Source organism: Halosolutus gelatinilyticus, assembly GCF_023028105.1.
Classification (GTDB): Archaea; Halobacteriota; Halobacteria; order Halobacteriales; family Natrialbaceae; genus Halosolutus; species Halosolutus gelatinilyticus.
The window spans coordinates 1556506-1569691 of the sequence record NZ_CP095491.1 but is presented as its reverse complement, the minus strand read 5'-3'; the positions used below and the strand labels follow the sequence as shown (position 1 = coordinate 1569691).

Below are 13186 nucleotides of genomic sequence, written 5' to 3'. Positions count from 1 at the left end.
CGCCGGCGAGGGCGAACGAGATCAGACGAGCGGCTCGATCAACTCCTCGCCCGCCTCGAGCAGCCGTCGAACCCGCTCCTCGTCGGTCGCCTCGGCGTACACGCGCAACACGGGTTCGGTGCCGCTGGGACGGACGAGCACCCACGAACCGTCGTCGAGCAGGAGTTTGAACCCGTCGGCCGTGTTCACGTCCCTGACGTCGATCCCCGCGACCGAATCGGGGATTTCGTCTTCGAGGTCGGCGAGCACCCGCGCCTTCCGATCGTCCGGACAGGCCACGCTGATCTTATCCTGGACGACGGTTCCGTACTCGGCGAGCAGCCGATCGACCCGATCGTCGAGCGGTTCCTCGGCGTGCATCGCCGCCGCGAACAGCGCCATCAGGACGCCGTCTTTCTCCCGGACGTGGCCGCGGACGGTGAACCCGCCCGACTCCTCGCCGCCGACCAGCGCGTCGTGGTCGGCCATCGCCTTCGCGACCCACTTGAAGCCGACCGGCACCTCGTGGACGGGTTCGTCGTGGGATTCGGCGATCCGATCGATCAGGTACGTCGTGGAGACCGACCGGACCGCCGACCCGGAGTCGGTCTCGAGCAGGAACTCGTAGAGCGCGGCGAAAAAGAGGTTCTCGTCGAGGTAGCCCCGGTCGGGCGTGACGACGGCGATCCGATCGGCGTCGCCGTCGTTGGCGATGCCGAGGGCCGCGTCGGTCTCGTCGCTGGCGACGTACTCCGCGAGGTCGGCGAGGTTCTCGGGTGCGGGTTCGGGCGCGCCGCCGCCGAAGTCGGGATCGCGCTCGCAGCGCAGGCGCTCGACCGAGACGCCGACGCGTTCGAGCAGGGCGTCCGTCGTCCCGCGGCCGCTGCCGTGCATGGCGTCGTACGCGATCGTCAGATCCGCGTCGGAGAGGTCCGCACCGCCGGTGATCGACTCGACGAGGGCGAGCGCGGCGTCGGCGTGCGGCTCGACGAAATCGACCTCGCAGACCGATCCGTGCTCGTCCTCGGGGAGCGGATCGGGGTCGGCGAGTCGATCGGCGATCGCGTCCATCACCGCCGGAAGCGCGGGCGCGCCGTCCTCGGGGATGAACTTCACGCCGTTGTACTCCGGCGGATTGTGCGAGGCGGTGATCACGAGCGCCCCGGACAGATCGCGCTCGACGATCGCGTGCGCAAAGAGGGGGGTCGGACGATCGCGCTCGGACATGAGCACGTCGAAGCCGTTCGCACAGAGCACGCGGGCGAGTTCCTCCGCGAAGCCGCGGGAGGTTTCGCGAGCGTCGTAGCCGATCGCGACGGGGCTCTCGCGCCCCTCGTCCCGCAGGTACGTCGCGACGGCCTGGCCGACCGCGCGAACGCGCGGCGCGGTGAACTCCTCGAGCGTCGCCCGCCAGCCGTCCGTTCCGAACGAGATCGCGTCCATACGCGCACCTTTACGGCGGAGCCGAAAAAACCGACGGCCTCGGTCACGGTCGGGCGACTCGACACTCGTAGTCAACGGTGTTTTCTTGATCAGGACCCAATACCGGGTATGAGCGACACCCCCTCCGTTCTCGCCGTCAGCGGGAGTCTGCGCGAAGACAGTTATACCCGAACGGCGCTACGGTACGTCCTCCGGGCCGCCGCGGAGGCCGGCGCCGACACTCGCATGCTCGATCTGCGCGAGTACGACCTCCCCGTCTACGATCCCGACGTCGACGATCAGGGCGACGGCGAGGAAGTCAAACGTCTGGCCCGCGAGGCGGATGCGATCGCGCTCGGAACGCCGGTCTACCACGGGTCGTACTCGGGCGCGTTGAAGAACTTCCACGACTACTGCGGGTTCGACGAGTACGAAGACACCACCGTCGGTCTGCTGGCGACCGCCGGCGGCGGCAGCTACGGCTCGACGCTCGACCACTTGCGGATCACCGTTCGCGGGGTCCACGGCTGGGTGCTTCCCCATCAGGTCGGCCTCCGGAACGCCTCGGGAAAGTTCGAGGCGGACCCCGACGCGATCGGCGGCCGCCGGTTTCGCGATCCCAATCTTCAGAAGCGGGTCGAGAAACTCGGTCGAATGCTCGTCGAGTACGCGTTCATCGAGCCGGACGTGAGTTCGCCGCGATCGGAGTCGGAAGCGGCGGCGGACGACTGACTCGCGGGCCGCTCGGTGCTCGCAGAATTCGACCGCGCTACTCGCCGTCGAGCAACCGTTCTTTCGCCGAGCGCGTCAGCTGCTTGATCTCGTATTCGCGGGACATCGCGGCCGATCGCGTCTCGAACCGTTCGTGATATCGAAGTTCGACCGGCATCCGACCGCGGGTGTACTTCGCTCCGTCGCCCGCGTTGTGTTCGTCGACCCGTCGATCGAGATCGGTCGTGTAACCGGTATAGAGAGTGCCGTCGGCGCACTCGAGCACGTAGACGACGTGGCCGCCGTCGCTCCGGGACCGGGACATCGGGCGTCCGTTCGGTGGAACGGGTAAAAAGCGACTCGGATGAAGTGGAGTGCGTGGTCGTTGCAGACGGTTCACGGGGATGGCGGTCAGGTACTGCGGGCGCGCTCTTTTGCTACTTCCGCGATCCCAGCATTGGCCGAGCAGCTCGTGCACGCGTGGATTCTGCCGTGCTCGTCGGCGAAGACGCGCGCGAAGCGCTCGGAGACGTGCGCGCCGCAGTGGTCACATGTGGGCATGGGTACACCGGCACAAGCCGGTACCCGTATCTACCGGGTGTATAGTTAAATATGCTTTCCCAAACGCCGTTTGGCGTTTCGATATCAGAAGAATATTTTTGCAGTCTGTCACTCGCGAGCCGCGCCGATCGTCCGGGCGATCAGGGTCGCCTGGGCGCCGGCGACGAAGCCGGCGTCGACGTTGACGACCGAGAGGATCGTACACGACTGGAGCATCCCGGCGAGGGCGGCTTCGCCATCGCCGCCGAATCCGTACCCGCTGGAAACGGGAACTCCGATCACCGGCACGTCCACGAGCCCGGCGACGACCGTCGGCAAGGCGCCCTCCCGGCCGGCGCAGACGATGAGGACGTCCGCCTCGCGGAGTCGATCGAGCTGGTCCAGGATCCGATCGAGCGCCGCGACCCCGACGTCGTCGACCCGATCGACGGCGATCCCCGCGTCCTCGCAGACGAGTTCGGCCTCGTCCGCGACCGGGCCGTCGACGGTGCCGCCGGTCGCGATGCCGACCGTCGCGTCGAGCGACGGGGGATCGTACGCCGGGGTCCGAACGTGGACCGTCGTCCCGCGGCGATCGACGATCGCGTCGGGGTACGAGTTCGCTATCGATGACTCGAGCGCCTCGATCTGTCGATCGGAGGCGCGCGTAACGAGTGCCCGCTCCGTCGTTTCGAGTGCGGTTTCGGCGAGTTCGACGACCTGTTCGGCCGACTTACCCGCGGCGAAGATCGCCTCCGGAATGCCGCGACGATGCTGTCGGGCCGCGTCGAACCGACCCGCGTCGCCGGTGACGTACCCCCTGAGTTCGGCCTCGGCCTGGGCCGGCGACAGCGAGCCGTCGGCGACGGCCTCGAGGAGTTCGCGCATACCCGTCCTGGGTGACGAACGTACTCGAATCCGTCGACCCGCATCCGCGAGTGACTCCCGCGTTCGAACCGCGCCCGAGCGACGATAGGAGCGCGCGCGAGCGGGAATTCACCGAATGACGGCATCGATCGCGCGGGTGACGGCTCATCAGACATATACTTTCCGGTGGATCCGGCGCCCGAAACGGACGAATTGGGCGCTGCAACCCCCGTATTTCGCCGAATAAGCACAACCTTTATATTAGGGTAAGCGGAATCGATACATCGTATGGCAGACCTTATCGTCAAAGCCGCCGTAAAGGAAGCGCTCGATGACAAGAACGTCGCTTCGGATTTCTACGATGCACTCGACGAGGAAGTCGACGAGCTGCTCAAGGACGCCGCCCGACGTGCGGAAGCGAACGATCGCAAGACGGTCCAGCCGCGCGACCTGTAAGGAACGCCACGTACTGCGATTTTTTCGGACGCTGCGCGACCAGCCGCGGCTTCGTCGGCGCGTGCGGTGATCGACGATAGCGAACGCGGACGCGGGATCGCGCGACGCCCGGATACGGGGTCGCGGGGGTCGAGAAAGTCGGACGGCGAGTCCGCAGCGCCGATCGAGCCGGGGCGGCGTTACTCTCGGATCGACTCGTCCATCGATTCCGGTCCGCCGGAGACCGTCGCGTCGTCGAAGAGCGAGGACATCGCCGCGTCCGGATCGGCGGGCCGGATCGACTCCCCGTCGGTTCGCCCCGACGACCGATCGTCGGCGTCCGGATCGGCGTCGTCGGAGACGAGCGCGAGAATGTCGTCGACGCTCTCGTCCGAGATCGTCCGCTCGGGCGCGGATCCGGACAGCGACCCGTACTCCCGCTTCAGTTCGTCGAAGTCCGGGTCGCGGTCGGCCGCGTCAAACGGGGAAGACTCCCAGTCGTCGGGTCGCCGTTCGACGGTCGGCGACGCCGCGATCGGATCCTCCTCGCGGGCAGCGGCTTCCGCCTCGAGTTTCTCGAAGACCTCGTCGATTCCCTCCGAAGAGACGGTTCGCGACGGTTCGCCGCCGAACGCGACCGATTCCGAGTCGGTATCGCCGTCCGCCGACGCGGTCGATCCGACGATGTCGTCGACGTTCGACTCGGAGACGTGATATCGGGTGCCGCTCTCGCTGAGTCTCTCGACGACGGTCTCGGTGTCCTCCGATTCGAGGAGCGATTCGATCGAGTCCGCCGCGTCAGTCTGTCCCCTCCCCGAGACGTCCGTTCCCTCCAGCGGCTCCCGCATTTCTATCGTCTCACGACAGGCACCATCGTATATTAAGCTCTTTTGTGGAAGAATTAACCTTTTCGAGGAATGATGACGGCCGAACCGCGATCGAGAGATAGTCTGGCGACGCCTATCGCGAGCCGCGTTCGTCGAGGTATCGTCGAGTGCCCCCGAGAACGACGGGATCGACCGCTCGAAGGTCGGCGATCGACGCCGACCCCGTGACGAACATTGCGGTCCTGAGCTCGAGCGCGAGCGTCTCGATCAGGTCGACGACCGCTTCGGTTCCCCGGCCGGCCGGTCCGAGGAACGGCTTCGCGAGCCCCCCGGCGCGTGCGCCGAGCGCGATCGCTTTCGCGACGTCGAGTCCCGACCGAACCCCGCCGCTCGCGATCACGCAGTCGTGGACCGCGGTCGCCTCGAGCGTACTGACGACCGTCGGGATTCCCCACGCCCGGAACCGGGCGCCGATCCGTTCCTGCCTGTCGGCGCCGACCGCGGCCGCCCGGTAGGATTCGATGCCCGACCACGTCGTCCCGCCCTTGCCGGCGACGTCGATCGCGTCGACGCCGGCGTCCGCGAGTCGCTTCGCGGTCGATCGAGAGATTCCGTTGCCGGTCTCTTTGACGACGACCGGAACGCTGAGGTCGGCCGCGACACGTTCGATCGCGGCGAGACAGCCGCGGGCGTCGACGTCGCCCTCGGGCTGGACCGCTTCCTGTAAGAAGTTCAGGTGGATCGCCATCGCGTCGGCGTCGATCATCTCGACGGCTCGCTCGACGTCGGCCACGTCGTACTCGAGCAGCTGGGCCGCGCCGACGTTGCCGTAGAGGAACGCGTCGGGCGCGACGTCGCGGACGACGGTGTAGGACTCGAGGAGCGCGTCGTCGTCGAGTTCGAGCCCCGCACGCTGGCTGCCGACGCCCATCGCGACGTTCGTCCGCTGGGCGGCCTCGGCGAGCGCCCGGTTGATCTTCGTCGTGTTCGGGTGGCCGCCGGTCATGCTCTCGATGACGATCGGCGCGGCCAGTTCGCGCCCGAACAGGGTCGTCGTCGTGTCGATCTCGTCGCGGTGGATCTCGGGAAGCGCCTCGTGAACGAGTTCGACGTCGGCGAACCCGGTGCCGGTCGTCTCGACGTCTTCCTCCCGAATGATGCGAATGTGGTCGTCTTTCCGATCGGAAGTCTCGGGCATCGAATCGTCTCCACCGCAACGATGGATCGAATCCGTTGAAAAGCTGTCTTTTCGTCGGTCCGGATCGCTCGCTGCAATCGAGGACCGCGTTTTTTGCCGATCGTCTCCGTATTCAGGGTATGCTTCGCAAACTGCTGATCACCTTCGGGCTCGTCGAGATCGCGAAGCCGCAACCGGTTATCGACGCCTGTGAGCGGATCGGGCTCGCGAACCCGGAGGAAGCGCAACTGCGACCGTGGGCGCTCTGGGGAGCCCGCCTCGAAGGGCTCGCGTTCGTCTGGCTACTGGTCCGCGGTCGCGGCGGCTCGCGGCTCGTCGGGTCGCTGCTCGGCGTCGCCGGGATCGTCCTGGCGCTCGTCCCCCGTCCGATCATCACGCTCAGCCAGGAGTTCGTCTACGAGAACACCGAGGACCTCGAGTTGAAGCCGTGGATCGAACCGGCCGCTCGCCTGCTCGGGGTACTCTACCTGACCGTCGTCGCCCTCTCCCGGCGCGCCGACGCCCCCGAGGATCCCCAGATCACCCCCGAAGAACGACCGGCGGCCGATCGCACTGCGCGGTAATAGCCCGTTTCGCCGGAGGATCGCCCGACCTGTCACGACAGGTACCGGACAGAGAGCGTTATTTCCGTCCCCGGCGTACCCCTCGCCATGACACCGCGTTCAAACGCCGGTTCGAAACGGCTGTCGCGGCAGGTAACGGCGACGCAGCTGGCCACACTCGCCGATCGACTCGAGACGATCGAACGCCAGCACCAGCAGCTTCGGCGGACGATCGAAGCGGTCGGTCGAGAAACCGGCGTCGGGATCGGCAGCCCGTGCGCTCGCTGTCAGCGGAGTTACCTGCTGATCAAAGACGGCGGGATGCACTGCCCCGTTTGCGGCTATCAGGAGACCCTGTAGCCGGGCCGAACTCAGTATCGGCGGACGTCGACGCCGTCGTCGGTGCCGACGTACGTCGCGTCCGCGAGGCCGACGAACAGGCCGTGCTCGACGACGCCCGCGATCGACGACAGCTCGGTCGCCAGGTCGGTTGGCGCCTCGATCGCGCCGAACTCGCAGTCGAGCACCAGGTTGCCGTTGTCGGTGACGACCGGACCGTCCTTGCGCTCGGCCGCCCGAAGCGTCGGCTCGCCGCCGCGGTCGCGGATCCGATCGGCGACGACGGTGTGCGCGTCGGGCAGCACTTCTACCGGCACCGATCGGTCGAGTCGGGTCGTCAGCTTGGACGGATCGGCGACGACGACGAACCGATCGGCCGTGGAATCTACTATCTTCTCTCGTGCGTGCGCCGCACCGCCGCCCTTGACGAGCGCGCCGTCCGCCGCTGAGTCGGGGTCGTCGACGACCGCGTCCGCGCCGTCGATCGCGAGATCGATCCCCGCAACCGCATCGAGGCTCGTGAGCGGAATCCCGACGTCCAGCGCGAGCCGACGGGACTGAAACGAGGTCGGAACGCCCTGCACTGCGAGCCCATCGTCGACCCTGCGTCCGATCGTCTCGATCGCGTATGCGGTCGTCGAGCCGGTTCCAAGCCCGACGACGAACCCGTCCTCGACCTCCTCGGCCGCGCGTTCGCCGGCGCCGCGTTTCGCCGCATCCGATCCACCCTCGGTCTTCATGGTTCGATGGGCGCGCGGCGACGACAAAAACGTTGCATCTCGACGATCGAATCGACGCTCGTGCTGTACTGAGTGGGACGGCTCCGTTCACAACACCACGAAAACCACTTTCATTCCTACCCGCGGTGGCATGGCCGATCGGCCGAAGTGGGCGGGCTGAAAGGGTCAGGGGCTTTCGTGGTGTTCGTTACTGTTTCGGTACTAGATGCAGGTGATCGCGAAGTGCGTCGTTGGAAGAAGCTTTTTCCACGCGTTCGTGGTCTCATGCCCATGGCGAGTTCGGAGACGGCGGTTTCGCTGTCGAACGTCCACAAGACCTACCACGTCGGCGAGCCGGTCCGGGCCTTAGACGGGGTGGACCTGAAGATTCCCCGCGGGTCGTACACCGCGATCATGGGACCGAGCGGCTCCGGAAAGTCGACGCTGATGAACCTCGTGGGCTGTCTCGACACGCCGACCGAGGGCGAGATCGTCGTCGGCGGCCGCGAGGTGACGGGCCTCACGGATCGCGATCGAACCAGCCTCCGCGGCTCCGAGGTCGGCTTCGTCTTCCAGACGTTCAACCTCATGCCCCGACTGAACGCCCTGGAGAACGTCGCCCTCCCGCAACTGTTCCAGGGTACCGATCGCGACGAACGCCGCGATCGGGCTCGAGACCTGCTCGAACGCGTGGGATTGGGCGATCGGGTCGACCACATGCCGAACGAACTCTCGGGCGGGCAGCGCCAGCGGGTCGCGCTCGCCCGCGCGCTGGTGAACGATCCCGCGATCGTGCTGGCCGACGAGCCCTCCGGCAATCTCGATACGGAGACCGAGGCGGCGATCCTCGACCTCTTCGAGGAGTTTCACGCCGCCGGGACGACGATGATCGTCGTCACCCACGAGCGCCACGTCGCCGAGCGCGCCGATCGGATCGTCCGCCTGCTCGACGGACGGATCGAGCGAATCGAGGAACTCGACGGCGATCGACCCGGCGAGAGACCGGGCGACGTCGACGCGATCGGCGAGAGCGGCCAGGCGGAGAACGGCGATGTGGGCGACGGCGCCTCCGAACGGCGCAGTGTGGGCGACGGGAGCCGCAGCGGTGATGGTGGATGAACCCGCTGGAGAGCCTGCGACTCGCGTGGCGCTCGATCCGCGGACACAAACTGCGATCGGCGTTGACGACGCTCGGGATCGTGATCGGGATCGCCGCGGTGATCGCTTTTGTCACGCTCGGCGCGAGCCTGCAGGCGGGCGTCATCGGCGACATCAGCCCGGACGACCAGCGCAACATCTACGGCTGGGCGGCCGAGCCGGACACCGAGGGCGGACCGCTGGCCGGCGCGCAACCGGTGTTTAGTCAGGACGATCTCGATACGCTCGAAGAGCGCGACGACATCGCGGCGGCCTACGGCTACATGCCGCTGTCGACGCAGGCGATCGTCTCCGGCGACGAGATTTCGCCCCAGAGCGACGCCCTGGTCGCGGCGGGACCACCGTACATCCGGGAGGATACCCTCGACGAGGGGCGACAGTTCGAGATGGGCGAGCGCGAGGCGGTGATCAACCCCGCCGTCGCGAATCAGTTCGAGGAGAACGTCTCCGCCGGCGACAATCTGACGATCGTCCTGCAGGGCGGCCGGCGGACCGAGGTCACCGTCGTCGGCATCACCGACTCCTCGGAAGGGCTGAGCCCGTTCGAGGGGTTCGAACCCTCGCCGCGCGTCTACGTGCCGACGGATCCGTTCTACACGGAGCAGGCCGCGGGGATGATTCCAGGTCCTGGCAACGGATCCGACGGGGAGGGAAGCCGTGACGACGGAAGCAGGGGCCAAGGCGGAACCGAGTCCGAAAGCAACGGCAGTAGCGGCGCGGGATCCCAGAACCAGGTCGACGACGCGCTCTTCCTCGCGATCGTCGTCGAGGCCGAGTCGGCCGACGAGGAGGACATCGATCGAGCCCGGGAGACCGCGATCGACTACCTGGAGAGCGACGAGTCGGACGCGGGGCAGTTGATGGGCGACGACCTCACTGTGAGGCTCCAGACGAGCACGGAACTGCTTCAGCAGTTGCAGGACGTGCTCGATCTCCTGCGGAACTTCATCGTCGGCATCGCAGCGATCTCGCTCGTCGTCGGCTCGATCGGCATCGCGAACATCATGCTGGTGAGCGTCACCGAACGCACCCGCGAGATCGGCATCATGAAAGCCGTCGGCGCGCAGAACCGGGAGGTGCTCGGCCTGTTCCTGACCGAGGCGGCGGTTCTCGGCGTGATCGGCTCGATCCTCGGGACGGGACTCGGCCTCGCAGCGGGCTACATCGGGGCGCAGTACATCGACCTGCCGCTGGTCTACCCCTACGAGTACGTCGCGCTCGCGATCGCCGTCGGGTTCCTGGTGGGCGTCGTCTCGGGCCTGTATCCGGCCTGGCGGGCGGCGCGAACCGATCCGATCGACGCCCTGCGTTACGAGTGACGACCGACGGCCGTCGATCGCAGGCGGATCCGTCAGGTTCGCTCCCGATCCCGATCGGCGTCGCGATCGCGCGCTCGGGAGTCGTCGTCGGGAAACGTCGAGTCCTCCTCTGGATCGTGTTCCCACGACGTCCCCGCGCCGAACTCGGATTCGCGCTCCGACGCGGGTTCCGAGGCTCGCGGCGGGCGCGTCGGGTCGACCGATCCCGGCCGATCCGGCGACAGGCCGACCGTGTCCCGCGTTCGCGCGCGCTGTTCCGGGTACTCCCGCGCGAGGTACGCGCCGAGGTAGCCGCCCAGCAGCGACAGGCCGACGGTGTAGAGGAAGACGAGGGCCGCGCCCACGAAGACGAAGAGCATCACGATCGCGAAGCCCTCGATCGGGACGGCCGCGACGCCGAACCCGAAGCCGAGGAAGCCGAGCACGAGCACCGCGCCGGCGGCGATCGGGAGGAAGGTGATGATGCCCGCGAGCGCGCCGACGATCGCGCCCCGTCGCTCGTCGGGGCCTTCGAGGAAGCCGGCGACGAGTCCCCCGACGACGGTGGAAAACGGGATGAACGAGAGCACGACGCCGACGACCGCGCCGATGATGGCGTTGATGAGGGTCCGTCCGGTGACCATAGCGATGGTACGTCGGGACGGAAGAAAAGTGACGGTGGTTCAACACCCGGACGCGACGTGGGTTCCGTCGGCGATCGACCGGCCGTCAGTCGCCGGCGTCCGCCAGCTGCGACTCCGACTCTTCGGCTGTCATCGACAGGGTCTCGCCCGACTCGCTCGGCGAGCCGTCGGGACCCGCGTCCGCGAGATCGGCGAGGGTCACCTCGCCGTTCACCTCGTCGGCGAGCAGATCGACCGACTCGACGAAGACGGCGACGATCAGCGGGCCGACGACGATGCCGATCGCGCCCAGCGTGAACAGCCCGCCGGTGAAGCCGATGAAGTAGAGGCTTCCCGGGAGGCCGGCCGAGCGGCGGGCGAGGCGGGGCCGGACCACGATGTCGGGGAGCCAGGCGACGAGGGTGATCCCCAGGGTGCCGACCAGCGCCGCCGCGGCGAGGTCGCCGACGGTGACCTGGTAGATCGCGATCGGGGCGACGAGGAGGCTCGGTCCGATGATCGGGACGAACTGCAGGACGGCGGCGACGATCGCGAGGGTGAACGCGGCGTCGTAGCCGTAGCCGAGGGCGAAGAACAGCGGGTAGGCGACGAGAAAGGTCGCGACCGAGGTCGCCAGCTGCAGGACGTAGATCGCGTACAGCGTCTCGCGCGCCCGCGTGGCCAGCGCGTAGACGACGTCACGGTAGCCGTGGGGAACGGGGGCGATGGCGGCCCGGGCGGCGGCGTCGCCCTTGAGCAACAGGGCGAACAGCAGGATGACGAACAGCGCGAACTTGATCGCGAGCACCGGCAGCGCCGACGCGAACGAGAAGGCGACGCTGTTCACGTAGTCGACGACGAGCGACTGTACCTCGCCGGACTCGATCGTGTACGTCACCCCCAGCGCCGTGGCGGAGATCGATTCCGGGAGTCCCCTGACGACGGCGACGATCTCCTCCAGCCGGAAGTAGAGGGTGACGACGATCGGGGAGAAGACGGCGACGGCCGCGACGAAGCCGAGGAGGGTAGCGGCGACCGCCGCCGTCCACTCCGTGAAGCGGTGCCTGGCGAGCCATCCCTGGACGGGTGCGAGGACGTACGCGACGGTCAGCGCGAACAGGATCGTTCCGAGCACTTCGAGGAGGATCCCCCCGGTGACGATTCCGAGCAACGCGACGACGCCTGCGAGGACGTACCGACGGTTTCCGGCGGACCTCCCGCCCCCGTTTCCGCGATCGATCGAGTTCGCTGTCACAGGAGGGAGTCTCACCGGGGCGAAATAACCCTTCGGATCGGTGATCGGTCCGCCGCGACGAACGTCATATTCCGTCGAATACGGGCCTTCAGTCTCCCGAATTTCGCGATCGCGCTATTTAAGACCACGCAGTGTAACAACCGTGTAATGAAACGACGGACGTTCGTCGGCGCGGTCGGCGGCGGCGCGGTCGCCGGACTGGCCGGCTGCGTGACCCGCGACGGAGACGACGGTCCGGAAAACGGCACGGAACCGGGGGATCCCGAACCCGAAGAGCCGGATCTCAGCGGCGAGTTGATCGTCGCCACCTACGAGTCGATGGTCGACGACGAGAACCCCGCCGGGACGTGGCTCAAGGAGGCGTTCGAGGAGGCGCATCCGGACGCCGAGCTCACGTGGACCGTCCCGGAATCGGGGCTCAACCACTACATCCGGCGCGAGCAGGAGGAGGCCGACCTGGACGCCGACGTCTACCTCGGCGTCAACGTCGACGACCTCGCCCGGATCGACGACGCGCTGGACGACGGCGGACTCTTTCGCGAACTCAACCTCGATCGGATCGGGCGCGCCGATCGGATCCGCAATGGCCTCGAGATGGGCGACCCGCACGGCCGCGTGCTTCCCTACGACACGGGCTACATCAGCCTCGTCTACGACGAGACCGAGGTCGACGAACCGACGACGTTCGACGATCTCACCGCGCCCGCGTACGAGAACGCGCTGCTCACCCAGAACGCCCAGAACTCCGATCCCGGACAGGCGTTCCTGCTGTGGACGATCGACGCCTTCGGCGAGGACGGCTACCTCGACTACTGGCGCGAGCTCGCGGACAACGGCGTTCGCGTCCTCGACGACTGGTACGAGTCGTACTACGGCGCTTACATGGAGGGTCAGCGGTCGATGATCGTCTCGTACTCGACCGATCAGGTGTTCGCCTCGGCCGAGGGCTACGACATGAGCCGCCACCAGGTCGCGTTCCTGAACGACCAGGGCTACGCGAATCCCGAGGGAATGGCGATCTTCGATCGCGCGACGAAGATCGATCTCGCCTACGAGTTCGTGAATTTCGTCCTGTCGAGCGACGCCCAGGCCGAGATCGCCCAGCGAAACGTCCAGTTCCCCGCGGTCGCGTCGGAGCACGTCGAACTCGATCCCGAGTTCGACCGGTACGCCCACGAACCGCCGGAAGCCGTGACGATGGAGTACGATCGGCTCCGGGGCAACCTCGACGGGTGGGTCGACGACTGGGCGCGCGAGTTCGCGAGCCAGTAGC

At 67.3% G+C, this 13186-nt stretch carries 16 protein-coding genes; 7 read left to right on the top strand and 9 right to left on the bottom strand.

All coding sequences use genetic code 11. The annotated features are described in order from the left end of the window. Nucleotides 1-21: 21 nt before the first annotated feature. The gene (locus MUH00_RS07820; protein ID WP_247003537.1) at nucleotides 22-1422 is read right to left on the bottom strand and encodes a phosphoglucomutase/phosphomannomutase family protein; all 1401 of its coding nucleotides are present in this window, start codon (nucleotides 1420-1422) and stop codon (nucleotides 22-24) included. A 108-nt stretch (nucleotides 1423-1530) separates the two neighbouring features. Between MUH00_RS07820 and MUH00_RS07815 the strand changes: the two genes are divergently transcribed. Continuing rightward, nucleotides 1531-2133 carry an NADPH-dependent FMN reductase gene (locus MUH00_RS07815; protein WP_247003536.1) on the top strand — a complete coding sequence of 201 codons (603 nt, stop codon included), beginning with the start codon at nucleotides 1531-1533 and terminating at the stop codon, nucleotides 2131-2133. Between the two features lie 37 nt (nucleotides 2134-2170). Here the strand turns inward: MUH00_RS07815 and MUH00_RS07810 are convergent, their stop codons facing one another. From MUH00_RS07810 to larB, 3 genes are all read right to left on the bottom strand, one after another. Beyond that, a complete protein-coding gene (locus MUH00_RS07810; RefSeq protein ID WP_247003535.1) occupies nucleotides 2171-2437 on the bottom strand; it encodes a GIY-YIG nuclease family protein in 267 nt (88 codons plus the stop codon). A gap of 86 nt (nucleotides 2438-2523) precedes the next feature. After that, the gene (locus tag MUH00_RS23155; protein ID WP_425603045.1) at nucleotides 2524-2673 is read right to left on the bottom strand and encodes a DUF7563 family protein; all 150 of its coding nucleotides are present in this window, start codon (nucleotides 2671-2673) and stop codon (nucleotides 2524-2526) included. Between the two features lie 108 nt (nucleotides 2674-2781). Beyond that, on the bottom strand, nucleotides 2782-3540 hold the full coding sequence (larB, locus tag MUH00_RS07805) for a nickel pincer cofactor biosynthesis protein LarB (RefSeq protein WP_247003534.1): 759 nt from the start codon (nucleotides 3538-3540) through the stop codon (nucleotides 2782-2784). A 267-nt stretch (nucleotides 3541-3807) separates the two neighbouring features. Here larB and MUH00_RS07800 point away from each other — a divergent pair, with 267 nt between their 5' ends. Next, entirely contained in the window at nucleotides 3808-3975 is a 168-nt protein-coding gene (locus MUH00_RS07800; RefSeq protein ID WP_247003533.1) for a DUF1931 family protein, read from the top strand. Nucleotides 3976-4154: 179 nt separating this feature from the next. On the opposite strand, the gene MUH00_RS07795 is transcribed toward MUH00_RS07800, so the two are convergent. Together MUH00_RS07795 and fni are read right to left on the bottom strand one after the other, a co-directional pair. Then, complete coding sequence (locus MUH00_RS07795) at nucleotides 4155-4802, bottom strand: hypothetical protein (RefSeq protein WP_247003532.1); 648 nt, start codon at nucleotides 4800-4802, stop codon at nucleotides 4155-4157. A 112-nt stretch (nucleotides 4803-4914) separates the two neighbouring features. Then, a complete protein-coding gene (gene fni, locus MUH00_RS07790; RefSeq protein ID WP_247003531.1) occupies nucleotides 4915-5979 on the bottom strand; it encodes a type 2 isopentenyl-diphosphate Delta-isomerase in 1065 nt (354 codons plus the stop codon). Between the two features lie 119 nt (nucleotides 5980-6098). Here fni and MUH00_RS07785 point away from each other — a divergent pair, with 119 nt between their 5' ends. Beyond that, entirely contained in the window at nucleotides 6099-6542 is a 444-nt protein-coding gene (locus tag MUH00_RS07785) for a hypothetical protein (protein WP_247003530.1), read from the top strand. Between the two features lie 87 nt (nucleotides 6543-6629). Continuing rightward, nucleotides 6630-6881: a hypothetical protein gene (locus MUH00_RS07780; RefSeq protein ID WP_247003529.1), complete on the top strand. Its 252-nt coding sequence runs from the start codon at nucleotides 6630-6632 to the stop codon at nucleotides 6879-6881. A gap of 11 nt (nucleotides 6882-6892) precedes the next feature. Here the strand turns inward: MUH00_RS07780 and rpiA are convergent, their stop codons facing one another. Beyond that, nucleotides 6893-7600, bottom strand: a complete 708-nt coding sequence (gene rpiA, locus MUH00_RS07775) for a ribose-5-phosphate isomerase RpiA (RefSeq protein WP_247003528.1) — start codon at nucleotides 7598-7600, stop codon at nucleotides 6893-6895. Between the two features lie 270 nt (nucleotides 7601-7870). On the opposite strand from rpiA, the gene MUH00_RS07770 reads away from it, so the two are divergent. After that, the gene (locus tag MUH00_RS07770) at nucleotides 7871-8698 is read left to right on the top strand and encodes an ABC transporter ATP-binding protein (RefSeq protein ID WP_247003527.1); all 828 of its coding nucleotides are present in this window, start codon (nucleotides 7871-7873) and stop codon (nucleotides 8696-8698) included. After that, nucleotides 8695-10056, top strand: a complete 1362-nt coding sequence (locus MUH00_RS07765; protein WP_247003526.1) for an ABC transporter permease — start codon at nucleotides 8695-8697, stop codon at nucleotides 10054-10056. The genes MUH00_RS07770 and MUH00_RS07765 overlap by 4 nt, the downstream gene beginning before the upstream one ends. A 32-nt stretch (nucleotides 10057-10088) precedes the next feature. Here the strand turns inward: MUH00_RS07765 and MUH00_RS07760 are convergent, their stop codons facing one another. Further along, on the bottom strand, nucleotides 10089-10679 hold the full coding sequence (locus tag MUH00_RS07760; protein ID WP_247003525.1) for a DUF5518 domain-containing protein: 591 nt from the start codon (nucleotides 10677-10679) through the stop codon (nucleotides 10089-10091). Nucleotides 10680-10764: 85 nt separating this feature from the next. Then, on the bottom strand, nucleotides 10765-11913 hold the full coding sequence (locus tag MUH00_RS07755; RefSeq protein WP_247003524.1) for an AI-2E family transporter: 1149 nt from the start codon (nucleotides 11911-11913) through the stop codon (nucleotides 10765-10767). 147 nt (nucleotides 11914-12060) lie between these two features. Here MUH00_RS07755 and MUH00_RS07750 point away from each other — a divergent pair, with 147 nt between their 5' ends. Continuing rightward, nucleotides 12061-13185 carry a thiamine ABC transporter substrate-binding protein gene (locus tag MUH00_RS07750; protein WP_247003523.1) on the top strand — a complete coding sequence of 375 codons (1125 nt, stop codon included), beginning with the start codon at nucleotides 12061-12063 and terminating at the stop codon, nucleotides 13183-13185. Nucleotide 13186 lies beyond the last annotated feature (1 nt).